Below are 19,387 nucleotides of genomic sequence, written 5' to 3' on the forward strand. Positions count from 1 at the left end.
AAGATTATATTGCTCGTTCGTGCCGCTAAACGACATAAAAAAACCGCCCCGGAGGGCGGCTTCGATTATTTCACACAGCGTGTGCACTGCGAGGTCTGGATCTGCTGGAAGAAATCGTTGCCTTTATCATCCACCAGGATGAAGGCCGGGAAATCTTCCACTTCGATTTTCCAGATAGCTTCCATCCCCAGTTCCGGATACGCCACGCACTCCAGGCTGCGGATACTCTGCTGCGCCAGCACCGCCGCCGGGCCGCCAATGCTGCCAAGATAGAATCCGCCGTGTTTGTGGCAGGCGTCGGTCACCTGCTGGCTGCGGTTGCCTTTCGCCAGCATCACCATGCTGGCGCCGTGGGACTGCAGCAGATCGACATAGGAGTCCATGCGCCCCGCGGTGGTCGGACCGAGCGAGCCTGAGGCATAGCCATCGGGTGTTTTCGCCGGGCCGGCGTAGTAGATCGGGTGATCTTTGACGTACTGCGGCAGCGCTTCGCCGTTATCCAGCAGCTCTTTGAGCTTCGCGTGGGCGATATCGCGCGCTACGATGATGGTGCCGCTGAGCGACAGCCGGGTCGATACCGGGTACTGCGACAGCAGTGCCAGAATCTCGCTCATCGGCTGATTGAGATTAACCTTCACCGCTTCACCTTCACCGGCCTGACGCAGCGACTCGGGAATGTATTTGCCCGGGTTGCTCTCCAGCTTCTCCAGCCAGATCCCTTCCCGGTTGATTTTAGCCTTGATATTGCGGTCAGCGGAACAGGAGACGCCCATGCCGACCGGGCAGGAGGCCCCGTGGCGCGGCAGACGCACTACGCGGATGTCGTGGGCGAAGTATTTGCCGCCGAACTGCGCGCCGAGGCCGAGATTCTGCGCTTCCAGCAGCAGCTCTTGCTCCAGCTGAATATCGCGGAACGCCTGACCGTGTTCGTTACCTTCGGTCGGCAGGCCATCATAATATTTGGTCGATGCCAGCTTCACGGTTTTCAGCGTCGATTCCGCCGAGGTGCCGCCAATCACGAAGGCGATATGGTACGGCGGACAGGCCGCGGTGCCGAGAGTGCGCATCTTCTCAACCAGGTAGCTTTTCAGCTTCGCCGGGGTAATCAGCGCTTTGGTTTCCTGATACAGATAGGTCTTGTTGGCCGAACCGCCGCCCTTGGCGATACAGAGGAATTTGTATTCGTCACCGTCGGTAGCATAAAGATCGATCTGCGCCGGCAGGTTAGTCCCGGTGTTGACCTCTTTATACATATCCAGGGCCGCGTTCTGCGAGTAGCGCAGGTTATCCTGGATATAGGTGTTATAGACCCCCTGCGCCAGCGCCGCTTCATCGCCGCCGCCGGTCCAGACGCGCTGGCCCTTTTTACCGGTGATGATTGCGGTACCGGTATCCTGGCAGGTCGGCAAAATGCCTTTGGCCGCGATATCGGAGTTACGCAGGAACTGCAGGGCGACGTATTTGTCGTTTTCACTGGCTTCCGGGTCGTTAAGGATATCGGCGACCTGCTGCTGGTGCGCCGGGCGCAACATGAAGGAAGCATCGTGAAAAGCGTGTTGTGCCAGAAGGGTCAGCGCCTGAGGTTCAACCTTCAGGACTTCCTGGCCGGCGAATTCGGCGACAGAGACGTAGTCACGACTGAGGAGATAATACTCGGTGTCATCCTTTTTGAGGGGGAAAGGATCCTGATAAACAAACGGTTTATTCGACATTGTGCTCTCACTTACTGCTGGGCTGATTATATTTCAGGCAGACACTCCATTTGCCTGTAGAAAAGCGAGTCGATCAATTTTACACAAAATTTTAACAAAAACTGAGACAAGGACGACTTTTTCTTTCAGCAGTTGCTTCTCGGCGGTTTGCTGGTTTAATAGAGCGATTATTATCATGTGGAAACAGGGATTGAGAATGCAAAAGCTCATTAACTCAGTGCAGAACTACGCCTGGGGAAGTCACACCGCATTAACGGAACTTTATGGTATCGCCAACCCGGACAACCTGCCAATGGCGGAGCTATGGATGGGCGCGCACCCGAAAAGCAGTTCGCAGATTCTCGACGCCGACGGTCGCCCGCACGCGCTGCGCCAGATCATCGACGGCGACAAGTCCGCGCTGCTCGGCGACAAGGTTGCACAGCGTTTTGGCGAGCTGCCGTTCCTGTTTAAAGTGCTCTGCGCCGCCCAGCCGCTCTCCATTCAGGTTCATCCGAACAAGCAGGCCTCAGAAATTGGCTTTGCCAAAGAGAACGCCGCCGGCATTCCGCTGGATGCCGCTGAACGTAATTATAAAGATCCTAACCACAAGCCGGAGCTGGTCTTTGCGCTGACGCCATTCCTGGCGATGAACGCGTTCCGCGAATTTAACGAGATTGCCGCCCTGCTGCAGCCGGTTGCCAGCGCGCACCCGGCCATCGGTGAATTTCTCAGCCAGCCGGATGCTGAACATTTAAGCCAGCTGTTCGCCGGCCTGCTCAATATGCAAGGTGAAGAAAAAGCGCAGGCTCTGCGTGTGCTGCAAACCGCGCTGGATAACCAACAGGGCGAACCGTGGCAAACCATCCGCCTGATCGCCGAATTCTATCCCGACGACAGCGGCCTGTTCTCTCCGCTGCTGCTTAACGTGGTGAAGCTGAATCCAGGCGAAGCGATGTTCCTGTTCGCCGAAACGCCGCATGCCTACCTGCAGGGCGTGGCGCTGGAGGTGATGGCCAACTCGGATAACGTGCTGCGTGCCGGCCTGACGCCGAAGTACATCGATATCCCGGAGTTGGTTGCCAACGTGAAGTTCGTTGCCAAACCGGCAGGCGAGCTGCTGACTCAGCCGGTGAAACACGCCGCGGAGCTGGATTTCCCGATTCCGGTCGATGATTTCGCCTTCTCCCTGCACGATCTTTCGGCACAGCAATCCACCCTCGACCAGCAGAGCGCGGCCATCATTTTCTGCGTGGAAGGCGAAGCGGTTCTGCGTAAAGGTGAACAGCATCTGACCCTGAAAGCCGGTGAGTCGGCGTTTATTGGCTGTAACGAGTCGCCGGTTGCGGTCAGCGGCAGCGGTCGTCTGGCGCGCGTTTTTAATAAGCTCAAGTAAGTTACTGAACTTTTTAGCCGCGCTTGCTAGACTTTCCCTCATCATGACAACATGACCAGGCGGCTCGATCCGCCTGGTTTTATTTATGGACAAATGCTATGAAGAAATCGCTGGTCGCAGCAGGAATTATCGTGGCGCTGGGCGTCATCTGGACAGGTGGTGCCTGGTACACAGGGAAACAGCTGGAAAGTCACCTCGCCGAGGTGGTGCAACAGGCCAATGCGCAGCTACAGAGCAGCGCGCCGGAAGCGGGCGTCGAGCTGTCATGGCAAAACTACCAGCGCGGCGTGTTCAGTAGTCACCTGCAGCTGATAGTGAAGCCGGTTGCCGGTAAAGAGAACAGCTGGCTTGCCGCCGGGCAGTCACTGGTGTTTGATGAAGCGGTCGATCACGGCCCCTTCCCGGCAGCAGCGCTGAAATCCGGCCAGCTTGCCCCGGCGATGGCGTCCGTCAGAACCACACTGGTTAATAACGACGCCAGCAAAGGGCTGTTTGATATCGCCAAAGGCGAATCCCCGTTTACTATCAATACCCGTATTGCCTACAGCGGCGACAGCCGGTCGGCTATCGATCTAAAACCACTCGACTACGCGAAAGGCGATGAGAAAGTCACCTTCAGCGGCGGTCAGTTCCAGCTCGATGCGGATGCGGAAGGCAAATCCGTGAGTCTGAGCGGTGAAGCGAGCAGCGGCCAGATCAACGCGCTCAATGAATACAACCAGAAAGTCCAGCTGAACTTCAATAATCTGAAAACCGACGGCGCCACCGAGATGACCAGCTTTAATGAGCGCATCGGTAAGCAAAAAATCTCCCTGGAGAAGCTGTCGATTGGCGTTGAAGGGAAAGAGCTGGCCCTGCTGGAAGGGATGAACATCGATGGCCAGTCTTCGCTGACTGAAGACGGTAAAGGGATTAACAGCCAGCTGGACTACACCGTCAACAGCCTGAAGCTGCAAAACCAGGATATCGGCAGCGGTAAACTGACCATCAAGCTGGCGAATCTTGATGGCCAGGCCTGGCATCAGTTCAGCCAGCAGTACAATGCCGAAGCTCAGGCGCTGATGGCGAAGCCGGAGCTGACGCAGAATCCTGAGCTGTATCAGCAGGCGCTGACGGAAACCTTCTTTAAAGCGCTACCGATTTTACTGAAGGGCAACCCGTCTCTGACTATCGCCCCGCTAAGCTGGCGCAATGCCAAAGGGGAAAGCACCTTCAATATGTCTGTTTTGCTGAAAGACCCTGCGCTGACCACCGCTGAGCCGCAAACCCTGGCGGATGAAGTGGATCGCAGCGTCAAGTCGCTCGACAGCAAGCTGGTGATTCCGGTCGATATGGCCACCGCATTTATGACTCAGATTGCCGGTCTCGAAGGTTACCAGCCGGAAGATGCGGCGAAACTGGCAGACCAGCAGGTGAAAGGTCTCGCCGCCATGGGACAGATGTTCCGCATTACCGCGATGGAAGACAACGCGATCACCTCCAGTCTGCAATACGCCGAAGGTCAGGTCACCCTGAACGGGCAGAAAATGCCGCTGGATGAGTTCGCGGGAATGTTTGGCTTTACTCCGCCGGCAGCCCCTGGCGCCGAACCGCAGGAAACCCTGCCTGAAGAAGTGGCGCCGCCGGTCGCGCCGCAGCAGTAATCTTGCGATTAGCCCCTTTCGAGGGGCTATTTTCGGGTCACCAGCCGCGGGGGCATAATTTGATTTCTCGCGCTCATCTGCCCCTTCTCCAGACGCCGTAGAATACATTCCGCCAGGCTCTGGCCCATCTCGCGCGCAGGCGTGGTGACCCAGGTCAACGGCACATCATCCAGCGCGCTTTCCGGGACTTCGGCAAACGCCGCCAGCGCCACGCGCTGTTCAAAATAGCTCTCCACGCTGTCTTCACCGCTCTGACGTCCCGCCCGCATCAGGCCGAACCAGGCGCCGGTGGCAATCACGTTGTTGTAACACAGCACGGCGGTAATGGTCGGGTTGTGCCGCAGCAGCGAGGCCATTGCTTCGGCCGCCAGCTTTTGGCTCGATTCGCACTCCACGACCCATTCGCTGTGAAACGGCAGCCCGTACTTCAGCAGCGTCGCGCAGTATCCGCCTACCCGCTCCGCACGCGTCAACGAAGCGCTTTGTCCGCCGAGCCAGGCGATGCGCTGGTGCCCGCGGCGGATCAGGTGCTCGGTGACGATCTGCGCGGCCTGCATATTATCCGGACGGATAAGGTCGATATCATCGAGATAGCTGGCGCGGGAGGCAAACACCAACGGCATGCCGACCTCCGCTGCGCGATCGCGCAGTTCGCTGCCTTTATCGATAGCGCCGGCGATAATCACCCCGTCTACGCCCTGCGAAATCAGGGTTTCAAAGCGTTGACGCATTTTTTCTCCACCGTCGCCGCCCTGGGTGAGAAAGACCATTTTCCCCTCGGCCTCAAGCGCGTCGGTCAGTCCGGCGGTAAGCTCCGCGTAAAAGGGTTTGGAGAGGTCGCTCACGATAAGACCAATCACCCCGCTCTGCCCGCCGCGCAGTGAAGCCGCCTGGCGGTTACGCACAAAACCCAGTTGTTCAATCGCCTGATTGACGCGCTCGCCGGTAGCCGACGATATCCGGCCTTTGCCGCTCAGCACCAGTGAAACCGTACTCACCGACACCCCTGCCACCTGCGCAACGTCGTTAATGGTGATCTTTTTTGCGATAGCCATAACTGCAACCGTCTCCCTGTGGCGGTCGATAAAACGTTTTATCAATGAGTTACCTTTATAAACGTTATCTTCGCCTGATTATGTGATTTTTATCGCACTAAAAAGTGATAAAACGTTTTATCTTGCCGTAGCGTTACACCCTACCCATAACTTAAAAAATCAGGATTCGTGTTAATGACGGCAAAAACGACACCAAAAATTACCTTGTGGGAGTTTTTCCAGCAGTTAGGAAAAACGTTTATGTTGCCCGTGGCGTTGCTTTCTTTTTGCGGGATCATGCTCGGGATCGGCAGCTCTTTAAGCAGTCATGATGTGCTCACCCTGCTGCCGTGGCTCGATATTCCGCTGCTGCAGGCCGTGTTTGTCTGGATGAGCAAAGTCGGCTCCTTTGCCTTTAGCTTCCTGCCGGTCATGTTCTGTATCGCGATTCCGCTGGGGCTGGCGCGCGAAAATAAAGGCGTGGCGGCTTTCGCCGGCTTCGTTGGCTATGCGGTCATGAACCTGGCGGTGAACTTCTGGCTCACCGCGAAAGGAATTCTGCCCACGACCGATGCGGCGGTGCTGAAAGCCAACAATATCCAGAACATCATCGGTATTCAGTCGATCGATACCGGGATTCTGGGGGCGGTGATCGCCGGGATCATTGTCTGGATGCTGCACGAGCGTTTTCATAATATCCGCCTGCCTGACGCATTAGCTTTCTTTGGCGGCACGCGTTTTGTGCCGATTATCACCACCGTGGTGCTCGGGCTGGTCGGCCTGGTTATCCCCCTCGTCTGGCCGGTCTTTGCCATGGGGATTAACGCCCTCGGTCACGTGATTAACAGCGCCGGCGACTTCGGACCGATGATCTTCGGTACCGGCGAACGTTTGCTGCTGCCGTTCGGTCTGCACCACATTCTGGTGGCCCTGATTCGCTTTACCGAAGCGGGCGGAACCCTGGATGTGTGCGGTCATACCGTTAGCGGCGCGCTGACTATCTTCCAGGCGCAGCTGAGCTGCCCGGAAACTCACGGCTTCTCAGAAAGTGCCACCCGCTTCCTGTCGCAGGGTAAAATGCCGGCATTCCTCGGCGGCCTGCCGGGGGCGGCGCTGGCGATGTACCACTGCGCGCGTCCGGAAAACCGTCATAAAATTAAAGGCCTGCTGATCTCCGGCGTGATTGCCTGCGTCGTCGGCGGCACCACGGAACCGCTGGAGTTCCTGTTCCTGTTCGTCGCCCCGGTACTGTATGTTATTCACGCCCTGCTGACCGGCCTCGGCTTCACCATCATGGCGGTGCTGGGCGTCACTATCGGCAACACCGACGGGAACGTCATTGACTTCGTGGTCTTCGGCATCCTGCACGGCCTGTCAACCAAGTGGTATCTGGTACCGGTGGTTGCCGCTATCTGGTTTGCGGTGTATTACGGCATCTTCCGCTTCGCCATTACCCGCTTTAACCTGAAAACGCCGGGCCGCGATATCGAAACCCAGACCGCCTTTGACAAAGCCGTGAGCGGCGTCACCGGTAAATCCGGTTACAACGTACCGGCCATTCTGGCCGCGCTGGGTGGGGCCGACAATATCGTTTCCCTGGATAACTGCATTACCCGCCTGCGGTTGTCGGTGCACGACATGAGTAAAGTGGATAGCGCCGCGCTGAAAGCCAACCGCGCCATCGGCGTAGTACAGCTGAATCAGCATAACCTGCAGGTGGTTATCGGCCCTCAGGTTCAGTCGGTGAAAGATGAAATGAGCGTACTGATGAATACCGTCCAGGCATAAACGCCCGCCCCCTCCTGACCCGGAGGGGGCTTTGATAAAGGAAGTGTCAATGTTTGATTTTGCAACGCCTGTCGATCGCCACGGCACCTGGTGTACGCAATGGGACTACGTAGCCGACCGCTTCGGTGCCGCCGACCTGCTCCCCTTTACTATCTCCGATATGGATTTCGCCACCGCCCCCTGCATTCTTGATGCCGTCAGTCGGCGCCTGGCGCACGGCGTGTTCGGTTACAGCCGCTGGAAAAACGATGAGTTTCTGGGCGCGGTCGCCCACTGGTACGCCAGCCGTTTTCAGTGCCCCGTTAACCGCGATGCAATCGTGTATGGCCCGTCGGTCATTTACATGGTGGCGGAGATGATTCGCCAGTGGTCTGACGAAGGCGATGGTGTGGTAGTCCATACGCCGGCCTATGACGCTTTTTATAAAACCATTTCCGGAAACCGCCGTCGCGTTGCGCCGGTCCCGCTGACGCATCGGGATAATCAGTGGCATTGCGATATGGCGCAGCTTGAACGCACGCTGGCGGAGCCGCGCAACACGCTGCTGCTGCTGTGCAGCCCGCATAACCCGACCGGGAAAGTGTGGAGCCGCGAAGAGCTTGAAACCATGGCCCTGCTGTGCGAAAAGCACGGCGTGAAGGTCATCAGCGATGAGATTCATATGGATATGGTCTGGGGTGAGCCTCGTCATACGCCGTGGTGCGATGTCGCTCGCGGGCCGTGGGCGCTGTTCACCTCCGGCTCGAAAAGCTTCAATATTCCCGCGTTTACCGGGGCTTACGGCCTGATTGACGATGCCGCATCCCGCGAAGCTTATCTCACGGCTCTGAAGAGTCGCGATGGACTCTCTTCCCCCTCCGTGCCGGCGCTGGTCGCCCATATTGCCGCCTACCGTGAAGGCGCCCCGTGGCTCGATGCGCTACGGGCCTATTTGCAGGATAACATGCGCTATATTGCTCAGGCGCTCAATCAGGCCTTCCCGCAGCTGAACTGGCAGCCGCCGCAGGCCACCTATCTCGCCTGGATCGATCTGCGCCCGCTCGGCGTGGACGACCGCGCGCTGCAAAAAACGCTCATTGAGGTACAGAAGGTCGCCATTATGCCCGGGTATACCTACGGCGAAGAAGGCGTGGGTTTTGTGCGCCTCAATGCCGGCTGTCCCCGGGAGAAACTGGAAAGAGGCGTCAACGGATTGATTGCCGCCCTGCGTGCTTTAGCATAGCCACACCGCGGCGTTCAGCACGGTGTCAGCCGTGTTAAACGCTGCGGGCAAGCCTGCACAGCTCCCCGGCTCACAAATCGTCCCGCCGCCGGAAGGCCAGATAACCGGCCCCAAGGGTAAATCCCCCGACGAGCAGCACCAGCAGGATAAACCCGTGATGATTGGTCGAAAGCGGAATCCCCCCGACGTTCATGCCGAAGAACCCCGCCACAATATTGATCGGTAACGCCAGCACGGTAATGACCGTCAAGGTATATAGCGTGCGGTTGCTTTTTTCCATTTGCCGGGCGCTGATCTCCTCCTGCAGCAGGCTGATACGCTCGGTCAGCCCGGAGAGGTCGTTGAGCACTACGGTAAACTCCTCGGTGAACTGGCGAAACTCCTGAACTACGGAGCGGTCGATCCACGCCGGAGGCCGGTTGAGGAGCCGAAACATGGCTGCCGGTTCGGGAGCCAACAGCCGCTGAAAGCGCAGGAGCATCCGCCGCAGGCGCGCCAGATCGGCGCGGTTACGCTGGACGTGGTTACTGAGCAGCCGCTCTTCGATGGCATCGACGTGGCGGCTTGCCTGGCGCACCACCTGTTCCAGCACCTCCTCCTGCTCTTCGAGCAAAAAGGCCAACAGCGCGGTGGAGGATGTCACGTTCAATGTCGCCAGCCGTGGCAACATCCATTCAATAAAGCGCAGCGGCTTATAGCGGGCCGTAACCACCAGCTTCTGACTGCAGTACAGCCACAGCGTCGATGTTTCTGCGGTGGTCTCTTTAGGATGAAAAATGACGTCGTTCAGCACGGCAAATAAATTGTCGCCCTGCCGCTCAATGCGGGTGGTGTGAGAACCGTCGCGGATCTCCTCAAAGAAAAAATCGGCAACGGGGAAATGGTTCATCAGCCACTTCTCGGCGGTTGCGTGGTTGAGATTAAGATGCAGCCAGACGAAATCATTTTCACCGTCCAGCTCGTGAAAGCGGGAGCACACTTGCTGGGAGGTGATTTGCAGCGGCTGATGCCCTTCACGAAAAAGAAAACCGTACACCAGCCCAGAGACTTCCATATCAAAATCGGGCTTTAACATCTTTCCTGCGACATCTTGACTCATATATCCCTCAGGATTTTATTGCATGCTGTTCGGACCCGAATAAAGTCATCTTTCGCTATTTTTCAGAGCCTGGCAAGGTTAATGATTTGTTCATCAAACGGAAACCTGGCTGACATCTGCGTTTTATAAGTTCAGCGTTGTCACCCGTAACAATTTACCCTGTCTGACGTTTAGAGGAAGGTTCCTGATGAGCGATAACAGCAGCTCGCAACGCGTTGCGCCGGGCCTTAGCCCGCAAATCATCCAGTCAAAGATTTACCAAAAGAACAGTAAAAAAACTGTTCTTTTTTTTGTCTTTTTATTAGCTATCGGCATCGCATTTTCCGGCGTGAGCTTATTTAACGATGTCGCCCGCTCAGGAACGGTATATACCAGCTACCTGCCTTTTCTTTTATTAGGACTGGCTTTATTGATTGCACTCGGCTTTGAATTTGTTAACGGCTTCCATGATACCGCCAACGCCGTGGCCACCGTCATCTATACCCATTCTCTGCCGCCCACCGTCGCGGTCATGTGGTCCGGCTTTTTTAATTTCCTCGGCGTTTTGCTCTCCAGCGGCGTGGTGGCCTTCGGTATCATCTCATTACTCCCGGTCGAACTCATTCTGCAGGCCGGTACCGGCAACGGGTTTGCCATGGTGTATGCCCTGCTGTTTTCAGCCATTATCTGGAACCTGGGGACCTGGTGGTTCGGCCTGCCGTCCTCTTCGTCGCACACGCTGATCGGCTCGATCATTGGCGTTGGCGTTTCCAACGCGCTGATCCACGGACGCAACGGCACCAGCGGCGTCGACTGGGGCCAGGCGGTCAATGTCGGATATTCCCTGCTGCTCTCGCCGGTGGTCGGTTTTGTCTGCGCCGCCGTCCTGCTGCTGTTGTTAAAGCGCTTCGTCAAAAACAGACAGCTCTACGCCGCACCGAAAAATGACGCGCCGCCGCCGCTGTGGATCCGTAGTCTGCTGATCCTCACCTGTACCGGCGTTTCGTTTGCCCACGGCTCCAACGACGGGCAAAAGGGAATGGGGCTAATTATGCTGATTCTGGTGGGGACCATGCCCATCGCCTATGCGCTCAACCGCACTCTGCCGCCAGAACAGGCACCGCGGGTCGCGGCGCTGGCCGAAGTCACCGAAAACAGGCTGCTCCAACAATTCCCGGGGAACCTCCCCAGCGATCCTCGTGAAGTGTTGACCCAGTATGTGCGCGACAGCCAGCTGACGCCGGACGTGTTACCGGCGCTGGCGCACCTTTCCGGCATTATTGGCGACCAGATTCGCCAGTACGGTTCGGTAGATAAGATCCCGGCCCAGGCGGTATCCAACACCCGTAACGATATGTATCTGGCGTCGGAAACGATCAAGCATTTGAAGAACAACCCCGATGTCCAACTGCCGCGGGAGACGTCACAGAACCTCGATGCGCTGAAAAAAGAGCTCGATAACGCCACCCGTTTCATTCCGTTCTGGGTCAAAGTGGCCGTCGCTCTGGCGCTCGGGCTGGGCACCATGGTCGGCTGGCGGCGTATTGTCGTCACCATTGGAGAGAAGATCGGCAAAACGCACCTGACCTACGCTCAGGGCGCCAGCGCGGAACTGGTGGCGATGAGCACCATCGGCGCCGCCGATGCCTTTGGTCTTCCCGTCTCCACCACCCACGTCCTCTCTTCTGGTATCGCCGGAACCATGGCGGCAAATCGCTCAGGACTGCAGTTTTCTACCGTGCGTAATCTGCTGATGGCATGGGTACTCACACTGCCCGCCTCAGTGATACTCTCCGCGGTGCTGTACTGGATGTTCGCGAAAGTATCCTAGCCCGCGGCGCGGAATTGCCCGTAAGTCCCCCGTCGCCATGAAGGGGGACTTACGGGTAAAAACAGGCATGATTTTGATAAAGCTCAAAAAAATTCACCGGCAAAAGGTGTATTAAAAAAAGCCGCTAACCATCCCGTTCAGATATTTGATAAGAGGAGGAAACCATGAAAACTTACGATCGTAACCGTAACGCTATCTCAACAGGCAGCATGGTTATGGTGGCAGGAAATGGCGTGACGGGCGTTATTAAGGCCATCCACGGCGAAGGTAAAACGGCGGAACAATTACGCCGCGCGGACTGCGTGGAAATAGAAGGCTGCGAAGGACTATATTGCCCGATGAGCCTTATTCGGCTGGGCTTTCATTAATTGCCTCCCGACGATGACTCATCGACCTGCGCAAAGAGAATAAAAGAGAATAAAGGCCGCTACGCGGCCTTTATTTTTGTGGCCGGATCGATTCATATTGATCCCATCGAGCGTTTTCTCGCTATAAGCGGCGTATTATCCCGCCTTCTTGCACCCCGCCTGGGGTCATTTACCTTCTGAGTTCAGAGGCATCTTTCATGACATGGCAACAGTTCAAACAGGCCTACCTGATTAAATTCTGGGCGCCGGCCCCCGCGGTTATCGCAGCCGGTATTCTCTCCACCTATTATTTCGGTATTACCGGCACGTTCTGGGCCGTGACCGGGGAATTTACCCGCTGGGGCGGGCAGTTATTGCAACTTGCCGGCGTTCATACCGAGCAGTGGGGTTATTTCAAACTGATTCATCTCGAAGGGACGCCGTTAACCCGCATTGACGGCATGATGATTATCGGCATGTTTGGCGGCTGCTTCGCCGCCGCGCTGTGGGCAAACAATATCAAATTACGCCTGCCACGCAGCCGGATCCGTATTATTCAGGCCGTGGCGGGCGGGATCATTGCCGGCTTTGGCGCACGCCTGGCGATGGGCTGCAACCTGGCAGCCTTTTTTACCGGTATTCCTCAGTTTTCCCTCCATGCCTGGTTCTTTGCCATCGCGACGGCTATCGGAACCTGGTTTGGCGCGCGCTTTACGCTGCTGCCCCTGTTCCGTATCCCGGTCAGGATACAAAAAGTTTCGGCGGCCTCGCCGCTAACGCAAAAACCGGCGCAGGCGCGGCGTCGTTTTCGCGCAGGGATGCTGGTGTTCTTCGCCATGATCGCCTGGGGATTACTGACCGCACTCAATCAGCCTAAACTGGGACTGGCGATGCTGTTCGGGGTCGGTTTTGGTCTGCTGATTGAACGTGCGCAGATCTGCTTTACTTCGGCGTTCCGCGATATGTGGATCACCGGACGCACCTATATGGCCAAAGCGATTATCTTCGGGATGGCGGCGAGCGCGATTGGCATTTTCAGCTATGTGCAGCTGGGCATGGAGCCCAAAATCATGTGGGCTGGCCCGAATGCGGTCATCGGCGGCCTGCTGTTTGGTTTCGGTATTGTGCTGGCCGGCGGCTGTGAAACCGGCTGGATGTACCGCGCCGTTGAAGGTCAGGTCCACTACTGGTGGGTAGGGCTGGGCAACGTCATTGGTTCGACGATTCTGGCCTATTTCTGGGATGATTTATCCCCAACGCTGGCCACCAACTGGGATAAAGTCAATCTGCTGGCCACCTTCGGGCCGTTTGGCGGCCTGCTGGTGACCTATCTGCTATTATTTATCGCGCTGATGCTGGTCATTGCCTGGGAGAAACGTTTTTTCCGGCAGAAATCCGCCGCCATGGCCAATGTTAAGGAAACCGCATGAAAACTATCGTTCCCGATTATCGTCTCGACATGGTAGGCGAACCCTGTCCCTACCCGGCCGTTGCCACCCTGGAAGCGATGCCTTCGCTTAAGAAAGGGGAGATTCTGGAAGTGGTCAGCGATTGTCCCCAGTCGATTAATAACATTCCGCAGGACGCCCGCAACTACGGTTATACGGTGCTGGATATTCAACAAGACGGGCCAACTATCCGCTATTTGATCCAGAAGTAATCCCTGGCGCCCAGGCCGGTGACGCACTCCCGCCGCCGGCCTGATGCCATACCGACTACCAGCCTTTTACCGCATCGCCTTTGTACAGCTCCGCTGCGGCAGCGGCGACTTCATCACTTTGATACGCTTTCACCAGGTTTTTCACCTTTGCACTGTCTTTGTTATCAATCCGGCTGGCGAAGATATTGACGTAGGGTGAATTTTTATCTTCGATGAAAAGCCCGTTACGGGTAGGCGAGAGCCCTACCTGACTGGAAAATGTCGTATTAATCACGGCAAGCGCAATTTGCCGATCGTCAAGCGCGCGAGTTAACTGCGGCGCCTCAATCTCGACGATTTTCAGCTTCTTCGGGTTGTTCACAATATCTAATGACGTTGGCAGCAGCCCCACCCCATCTTTAAGGGTAATCAGTCCCTGCTTTTGCAGCAAAAGCAGGGAACGTCCGAGGTTGGTCGGGTCGTTTGGCACGGCTACCTGAGCCCCTTCAGGTAGCTCATTAATGGCGTGTATTTTCTTCGAGTAGGCGGCGATCGGATAGACGAATGTCGTCCCTACCGCAACCAGCTTGTAACCGCGCTCCTGGATCTGTTTATCCAGGTACGGTTTGTGCTGGAAAGCGTTGATATCCAGATCGCCATTATTCAGCGCTTCATTTGGCAAAACGAAATCGTTAAAGGTGACGACTTCGACATCAAGGTTATATTTCTCTTTCGCCACCTTCTGCGCCACCGCCCATACCTGCTGATCGACCCCCGCACTGATACCCACTTTGATATGGTTCGGGTCCTGCCCGGCGGGGCCACAGGCGGCAAGCAGCGAGGTGCTGGCGACAAGCAATGAAACAGCAAACTTCTTCAGCGTGAAAACCATAATCCCAGAGTCCTTTTTAAAATAGCCTGCCGCTCATAGCAGGAAAATTAGCGTCTGAGACTATAGAAAATATCATTGACGATATTAAAGACTGATTCACTATGATTTATAGCGATTGGCTATGAGCCCGTCTCATGGTTAAGGATGGCGAGGAGTCGCCTGGCGCAGCAGGCGCGATATTATGGATTAAGTCACTGGTAAAAAAGGCTAATGCAGATTAAAATTTCAGGCGGAGGTCACGGATTTCCATGCAAGATAATACCAACGAACCCGGGTAGAACAGTGTTGCATCCGCTGCGCGGGCGCGGGTATGCGCAACAGGCGATGGTAATGCCAGCGCCGCGAGGCTGACTCATGAATATTAAACCCGGTAGGCAGCAATATTTCCGATGTCTTCCCTTTCTCGTTACTGTTCTCATTTATTGAGCCATTGACATTCGGGTTCGTTGCCAGCGATTGCGCGCTATTGAGCCTGGGTTATCACGACTGCAGGTTTACAGGTCATTGAGAATGCACACCAACACGCTTTCCATGCGTTTCAGGTATATCAATACGTTGATCGTGATTCTGACCACGGCGATCTTCATCGGTTTCATCATCCGTGAATACCGCGATCTGGAAAGATATATGAGCTACGTGGCTGAAAATGGGAAATCTGCACTCTCCCATGCGGAATACATCAATCAGAATATGGCGTTTCAGCTTTCCAGAGCTTTTTCTGCTGCCCCCTCATCGTCAGACGAGCAAAGGATTCAGCGGGACGACATTTGCGCACATCTTGAATCGGTCAATGGCGTACTGGGATTAAACCTTACCAGGCAGACATTTCATGGTTTAAACGGGACCTTGCAAACCCGGAATCCGGACTGTCGTAGCTGGGTCAGGGATGTTCCATCGCTTTCGGTTATTCAAAACGATCGCCACCTCCCGGCGTCAAAATATACTTTCTCCAGCTATCGCGGGTATATTTTCAACAACCTCAGGTATTATATCGATCTGGATAATGACTATATTTACATTAACAAACCCATTGCCGCCAACCAATACAAATTTGATAACTGGCAGGTCCGCAATGATAATGCCATCGATATTACCCGTAGCGCCCACATCATCAGCATTGATCGTCGGGCATTAAACGATTTTCTTCATGGAGAAAATGTCACTTCCCATGTTTATCGGGACGGTTATACTAAAAAAAACATTATCAGCATGTTAACCCCGGTTTTTAAAAATGGACAAATCAAAGGAATCATTGTCACCGATGTAAATATTGACGATTTAGCCACGGCCTTTTACACCGCGGACCGCCCGATACTCTGGCGCTTCCTGTCGCTGTACTTAACGGATGAAGTGACCGCCAGTGATATTTACTTTAACCGTTCGGCCATCAAATCGATTAATATTATACAGTACCAGGAACATTTAACTCCGATCTACTTACTAAATATAAAATTAGATCTTATTTATTTTATCATCGACAACTTATGGTTGGCATTTATCTACGTTATGAGCACCTGGCTACTTTGTCGCTACACCAAAAAACAAATGACACGCCATGCTGAACTGTCCAAAGATAATATTACTGACACGCTGACTGGCCTTTATAACAGAAAAATACTGAACGAGGCCTTGAGTAATAAAATCGACGCAATGCTGAAAAAGAACATTCCTGTTACGCTGGTATCTATCGACAGCGATGGTCTGAAAAGGATCAATGACACGCTCGGTCATGATATGGGCGATAAAGTCATCCAGTCATTAGGCCAGGCCATCGAGCAGTCCCTTCGTAAAAGTGACTATGGCATCCGTCCTGGCGGCGATGAGTTTCTATTAATTCTTATCGATACCGACTACGCGAAGAGCTTAGAAATCATCGCCCGAATCAAAGAAAACTTACGCCATACGGATAAAGACCCGCGGGTCTCATTTTCACATGGCAACTATCCATTAAAGCCAGGCGATTCTCTTGAGAGCGCGATCAAAAAATCCGATAAGCTGTTGTACGTTCACAAAAGAAATAAATATGGCGAAGCTGCGCAATAGCCGCTGCTTCGCCTCTGCGCAGGAGACCCTGTCCTTTCGGATCCCGTCGTCCAGTCTCTTGACCTCAGCAGAAAGGGACTGGAGCGGTATCGATCGGCGCCCGGGGCTTTGACGGGACCAGCAGACGATCCTGCGGGCGTTTAAAACCGATCGCGCGTCTGACAGATGATTGTATCCACTGGATTTTTTCAATGCTTTTAAAGAGTTAAAGAATTGCTGTATAATGACGTGCACTTTAACTAAAAAATGAGTGCGACCATGATTGATTTAACTTTGCCATTAACCGACATTCACCGCCACCTTGACGGCAATATTCGTGCCCAAACCATTCTCGATCTTGGCCGCCAGTTCAATATCCCCCTTCCAGCGACCTCGCTCGACACGCTGATCCCACATGTACAGGTCACCAGTAATGAACCCGATCTGGTCAGCTTCCTCGCCAAACTGGACTGGGGCGTAAAAGTTCTGGCCTCGCTGGAAGCCTGTCGTCGCGTTGCGTATGAAAACGTTGAGGATGCGGCGCGCAATGGTCTCCACTACGTTGAACTGCGTTTTTCGCCGCGCTATATGGCAATGACCCACCAGCTGCCGGTCGATGGCGTGGTTGAAGCGGTGATTGCCGGCGTACGTGAAGGCAGCCGCGATTTTAATGTCGAAACCCGCCTGATTGGTATTCTGAGCCGGACATTCGGCGAAGCGGCCTGCCAGCAAGAGCTGGACGCGCTGCTTGCCCACCGCGACGCTATTACCGCCCTGGATCTGGCGGGTGATGAACTCGGTTTCCCGGGCACTCTGTTTATGCAACACTTTACGTTGGCTCGCGATGCCGGCTGGCGTATTACCGTGCATGCCGGCGAAGCGGCCGGGCCGGAAAGCATCTGGCAGGCTATACGGGAGCTGGGAGCTGAGCGCATCGGACATGGCGTAAAAGCCGTCCAGGATCCGGCCCTGATGGATTACCTTGCGCAGCAGCGTATCGGTATTGAGTCCTGCCTGACCTCCAATATCCAGACCAGCACCGTGGCATCACTGGCTGAACATCCGCTTAAAACCTTCCTTGAACACGGCGTGCTGGCATCCATTAATACCGACGACCCGGCGGTACAAGGTATCGACATCATTCACGAATACACCGTGGCCGCGCCGGCAGCCGGCCTGAGTCGCGATCAGATTCGCCAGGCGCAAATCAATGGTCTGGAACTGGCGTTTCTCAGCAATCAGGAAAAAGCGGCGCTGATTCAGCGCGTGCAGCAGGCCTGACCCCCCGCCCGGCGGCCTCGCTGCCGGGCAGAGGCTTTAGATAAGACTCAGGGTGGCGCGATGTTTCGCCGACTCCAGACCGAGCTCAATCAACTCCATAATCTGAATCGCCTGGCTGGCAGGCACCGGATTTTCGCCGCTGCCATTGAGGGTGTCGCGAATGGCAGCATAGTACGCCGGGTAGTTACCCGGCAGAGTGAGCCAGTTTTCCGTCGTGCGCTCTTCCCCCTCAACCCGTGTCAGTACCCCGTCACGCATATCGTATCCCCAGTCCTCCTGCGGCAACCGCTCGCCATTTTTCAGCCGCTCCTCCTGCGGGTCCAGCCCATATTTAACATAGCTTGCCCGGGAACCGTGGACGATATACCGCGTGGTTTCTGCTGCCGCCAGTAGCGTGCCGTGCAACACCACCCGGCGCTGAGGATATGCCAGCACGGCGTGGAAATAGTCGGTCGCCTGGGCGCCCGGACGCAGCTGCGCCAAATCAACGCTAATACTGACCGGCAGGCCAAATAAATTGACGACCTGATCAAGAAGGTGCGGTCCCAAATCGTACCAGATTCCGCTTCCCGGGCCGCCCTGTTCGCGCCAGCGGTTACGAACCTCCGGACGATAGCGATCGAAGTGCGATTCAAAGTAGCCCACCTCGCCCAGCAGGCCTTCGTTAATCAGCGATTTCAGTGTCAGAAAGTCACTATCCCAGCGGCGATTATGAAAAACGGACAGCAGTCTGCCGCAGCGCCTGGCCACGGCCTCCAGCTCCCTAGCCTGTGACAGTGTCACGGTAAAAGGTTTATCCACGACCACATGCTTGCCCGCTTCCAGCGCCGCTTTTGCCAGCGGGAAATGGCTATCGTTTGGCGTAGCGATGACGACCAAATCAATATCAGGGTTGCTCAGTAAGTCTGCAGGTTCGGCCACCACGCTCACCTGGGGCCAGTCGGCCTGGACTTTCCTTTCATCGCTACTGGACACCGCGGCCAGCGTCATTCCCGGCGTACCGCTGATTAACGGCGCATGGAAAGTTTTACTCGCATATCCGTAGCCAATCATCCCCACCCGGATAGTGTCACTCATCTTGCAGCCCTCTCATTCAAGGATTTTTGCCCTCTGATAACTATAAGCCTCAATTGATTTATTAGCTTTGCTTATGCTTCTCAAGCGTTCACCTTTACAGCAATCGTGACAATACTCATCCGTCAGCCCTTGCGTTACTCTCACCATTTAGTAACATTTACGTCTGTTTTAACTTTTAATTTCAGGATTATGGCAAACGTTTTTAACCGAATTGTAGAACTTATTGGTTGGGTTGTATTTGGCGTTTCAGCCCTGCTTTTGGTTATCGCTCACCACATTGATAACTACCAATCCCCGCCTCCGGCTAATGCTGTGCAAACAAGCTCCCTGTCCCATTAGCCTGTCAGCCTCTGCTGATGCTAAACAGTGACCCACTTCGCAAGTGTGCAACCGGTTTCAGAAACCGGTTGCACACGGCTAAACGCATTCACTACACTCTCTTTATC

16 protein-coding genes are annotated in these 19,387 nt (G+C 55.2%); 11 read left to right on the forward strand and 5 right to left on the reverse strand.

The window, feature by feature from the left end; all coding sequences use genetic code 11:
* Positions 1 to 65: 65 nt before the first annotated feature.
* A complete protein-coding gene (gene fumA, locus MC50_RS22925) occupies positions 66 to 1,712 on the reverse strand; it encodes a class I fumarate hydratase FumA (protein WP_032687435.1) in 1,647 nt (548 codons plus the stop codon).
* 196 nt (positions 1,713 to 1,908) lie between these two features.
* Here fumA and manA point away from each other — a divergent pair, with 196 nt between their 5' ends.
* Together manA and MC50_RS22935 are read left to right on the forward strand one after the other, a co-directional pair.
* The gene (gene manA, locus MC50_RS22930) at positions 1,909 to 3,087 is read left to right on the forward strand and encodes a mannose-6-phosphate isomerase (protein WP_032687434.1); all 1,179 of its coding nucleotides are present in this window, start codon (positions 1,909 to 1,911) and stop codon (positions 3,085 to 3,087) included.
* 98 nt (positions 3,088 to 3,185) lie between these two features.
* The gene (locus tag MC50_RS22935; RefSeq protein ID WP_047665003.1) at positions 3,186 to 4,730 is read left to right on the forward strand and encodes a YdgA family protein; all 1,545 of its coding nucleotides are present in this window, start codon (positions 3,186 to 3,188) and stop codon (positions 4,728 to 4,730) included.
* A gap of 26 nt (positions 4,731 to 4,756) precedes the next feature.
* Here the strand turns inward: MC50_RS22935 and MC50_RS22940 are convergent, their stop codons facing one another.
* Positions 4,757 to 5,785: a Mal regulon transcriptional regulator MalI gene (locus MC50_RS22940; protein ID WP_032687430.1), complete on the reverse strand. Its 1,029-nt coding sequence runs from the start codon at positions 5,783 to 5,785 to the stop codon at positions 4,757 to 4,759.
* A gap of 174 nt (positions 5,786 to 5,959) precedes the next feature.
* Between MC50_RS22940 and malX the strand changes: the two genes are divergently transcribed.
* Both malX and MC50_RS22950 read left to right on the forward strand, forming a co-directional pair.
* Positions 5,960 to 7,552, forward strand: a complete 1,593-nt coding sequence (gene malX / locus MC50_RS22945) for a maltose/glucose-specific PTS transporter subunit IIBC (protein WP_032687429.1) — start codon at positions 5,960 to 5,962, stop codon at positions 7,550 to 7,552.
* Between the two features lie 49 nt (positions 7,553 to 7,601).
* Positions 7,602 to 8,774 (forward strand): MalY/PatB family protein, encoded by a 1,173-nt coding sequence (locus MC50_RS22950; RefSeq protein ID WP_047665005.1) that lies wholly within the window; start codon positions 7,602 to 7,604, stop codon positions 8,772 to 8,774.
* A 70-nt stretch (positions 8,775 to 8,844) separates the two neighbouring features.
* On the opposite strand, the gene MC50_RS22955 is transcribed toward MC50_RS22950, so the two are convergent.
* On the reverse strand, positions 8,845 to 9,873 hold the full coding sequence (locus tag MC50_RS22955; protein ID WP_032687427.1) for a CorA family divalent cation transporter: 1,029 nt from the start codon (positions 9,871 to 9,873) through the stop codon (positions 8,845 to 8,847).
* Positions 9,874 to 10,060: 187 nt separating this feature from the next.
* Between MC50_RS22955 and MC50_RS22960 the strand changes: the two genes are divergently transcribed.
* From MC50_RS22960 to yedF, 4 genes are all read left to right on the forward strand, one after another.
* On the forward strand, positions 10,061 to 11,683 hold the full coding sequence (locus tag MC50_RS22960) for an inorganic phosphate transporter (protein WP_032687426.1): 1,623 nt from the start codon (positions 10,061 to 10,063) through the stop codon (positions 11,681 to 11,683).
* A 164-nt stretch (positions 11,684 to 11,847) separates the two neighbouring features.
* Positions 11,848 to 12,051 (forward strand): putative selenium delivery protein YdfZ, encoded by a 204-nt coding sequence (gene ydfZ, locus MC50_RS22965; RefSeq protein ID WP_004862611.1) that lies wholly within the window; start codon positions 11,848 to 11,850, stop codon positions 12,049 to 12,051.
* 197 nt (positions 12,052 to 12,248) lie between these two features.
* Positions 12,249 to 13,460: a selenium metabolism membrane protein YedE/FdhT gene (gene yedE / locus MC50_RS22970; RefSeq protein WP_032687425.1), complete on the forward strand. Its 1,212-nt coding sequence runs from the start codon at positions 12,249 to 12,251 to the stop codon at positions 13,458 to 13,460.
* Positions 13,457 to 13,690 carry a sulfurtransferase-like selenium metabolism protein YedF gene (yedF, locus tag MC50_RS22975; RefSeq protein WP_032687424.1) on the forward strand — a complete coding sequence of 78 codons (234 nt, stop codon included), beginning with the start codon at positions 13,457 to 13,459 and terminating at the stop codon, positions 13,688 to 13,690. The genes yedE and yedF overlap by 4 nt, the downstream gene beginning before the upstream one ends.
* A gap of 55 nt (positions 13,691 to 13,745) precedes the next feature.
* Here the strand turns inward: yedF and metQ are convergent, their stop codons facing one another.
* Positions 13,746 to 14,561, reverse strand: coding sequence for a methionine ABC transporter substrate-binding lipoprotein MetQ (gene metQ / locus MC50_RS22980; protein WP_032696049.1), 816 nt, complete (start codon positions 14,559 to 14,561; stop codon positions 13,746 to 13,748).
* A gap of 510 nt (positions 14,562 to 15,071) precedes the next feature.
* Between metQ and dgcJ the strand changes: the two genes are divergently transcribed.
* Together dgcJ and add are read left to right on the forward strand one after the other, a co-directional pair.
* A complete protein-coding gene (dgcJ, locus tag MC50_RS22985; protein ID WP_052135808.1) occupies positions 15,072 to 16,604 on the forward strand; it encodes a diguanylate cyclase DgcJ in 1,533 nt (510 codons plus the stop codon).
* A gap of 258 nt (positions 16,605 to 16,862) precedes the next feature.
* Positions 16,863 to 17,864: an adenosine deaminase gene (gene add / locus MC50_RS22990; RefSeq protein ID WP_046852362.1), complete on the forward strand. Its 1,002-nt coding sequence runs from the start codon at positions 16,863 to 16,865 to the stop codon at positions 17,862 to 17,864.
* Between the two features lie 36 nt (positions 17,865 to 17,900).
* On the opposite strand, the gene MC50_RS22995 is transcribed toward add, so the two are convergent.
* Positions 17,901 to 18,941, reverse strand: coding sequence for an oxidoreductase (locus MC50_RS22995; protein WP_047665006.1), 1,041 nt, complete (start codon positions 18,939 to 18,941; stop codon positions 17,901 to 17,903).
* 189 nt (positions 18,942 to 19,130) lie between these two features.
* On the opposite strand from MC50_RS22995, the gene blr reads away from it, so the two are divergent.
* Positions 19,131 to 19,280: a division septum protein Blr gene (gene blr / locus MC50_RS23000; RefSeq protein ID WP_071999979.1), complete on the forward strand. Its 150-nt coding sequence runs from the start codon at positions 19,131 to 19,133 to the stop codon at positions 19,278 to 19,280.
* Positions 19,281 to 19,387 lie beyond the last annotated feature (107 nt).

The sequence above is a fragment of the Klebsiella planticola genome, assembly GCF_000783935.2.
Lineage (GTDB): Bacteria > Pseudomonadota > Gammaproteobacteria > Enterobacterales > Enterobacteriaceae > Klebsiella > Klebsiella planticola.

Coding starts and splice junctions, on each gene's coding strand:
- metQ (WP_032696049.1), bottom strand. CDS start 14,561: ATGGTTTTCACGCTGAAGAAGTTTGCTGTTTCATTGCTTGTCGCCAGC.
- MC50_RS22935 (WP_047665003.1), top strand. CDS start 3,186: ATGAAGAAATCGCTGGTCGCAGCAGGAATTATCGTGGCGCTGGGCGTC.
- dgcJ (WP_052135808.1), top strand. CDS start 15,072: ATGCACACCAACACGCTTTCCATGCGTTTCAGGTATATCAATACGTTG.
- malX (WP_032687429.1), top strand. CDS start 5,960: ATGACGGCAAAAACGACACCAAAAATTACCTTGTGGGAGTTTTTCCAG.
- MC50_RS22940 (WP_032687430.1), bottom strand. CDS start 5,785: ATGGCTATCGCAAAAAAGATCACCATTAACGACGTTGCGCAGGTGGCA.
- fumA (WP_032687435.1), bottom strand. CDS start 1,712: ATGTCGAATAAACCGTTTGTTTATCAGGATCCTTTCCCCCTCAAAAAG.
- MC50_RS22950 (WP_047665005.1), top strand. CDS start 7,602: ATGTTTGATTTTGCAACGCCTGTCGATCGCCACGGCACCTGGTGTACG.
- MC50_RS22995 (WP_047665006.1), bottom strand. CDS start 18,941: ATGAGTGACACTATCCGGGTGGGGATGATTGGCTACGGATATGCGAGT.
- manA (WP_032687434.1), top strand. CDS start 1,909: ATGCAAAAGCTCATTAACTCAGTGCAGAACTACGCCTGGGGAAGTCAC.
- ydfZ (WP_004862611.1), top strand. CDS start 11,848: ATGAAAACTTACGATCGTAACCGTAACGCTATCTCAACAGGCAGCATG.
- add (WP_046852362.1), top strand. CDS start 16,863: ATGATTGATTTAACTTTGCCATTAACCGACATTCACCGCCACCTTGAC.
- MC50_RS22960 (WP_032687426.1), top strand. CDS start 10,061: ATGAGCGATAACAGCAGCTCGCAACGCGTTGCGCCGGGCCTTAGCCCG.
- blr (WP_071999979.1), top strand. CDS start 19,131: ATGGCAAACGTTTTTAACCGAATTGTAGAACTTATTGGTTGGGTTGTA.
- MC50_RS22955 (WP_032687427.1), bottom strand. CDS start 9,873: ATGAGTCAAGATGTCGCAGGAAAGATGTTAAAGCCCGATTTTGATATG.
- yedF (WP_032687424.1), top strand. CDS start 13,457: ATGAAAACTATCGTTCCCGATTATCGTCTCGACATGGTAGGCGAACCC.
- yedE (WP_032687425.1), top strand. CDS start 12,249: ATGACATGGCAACAGTTCAAACAGGCCTACCTGATTAAATTCTGGGCG.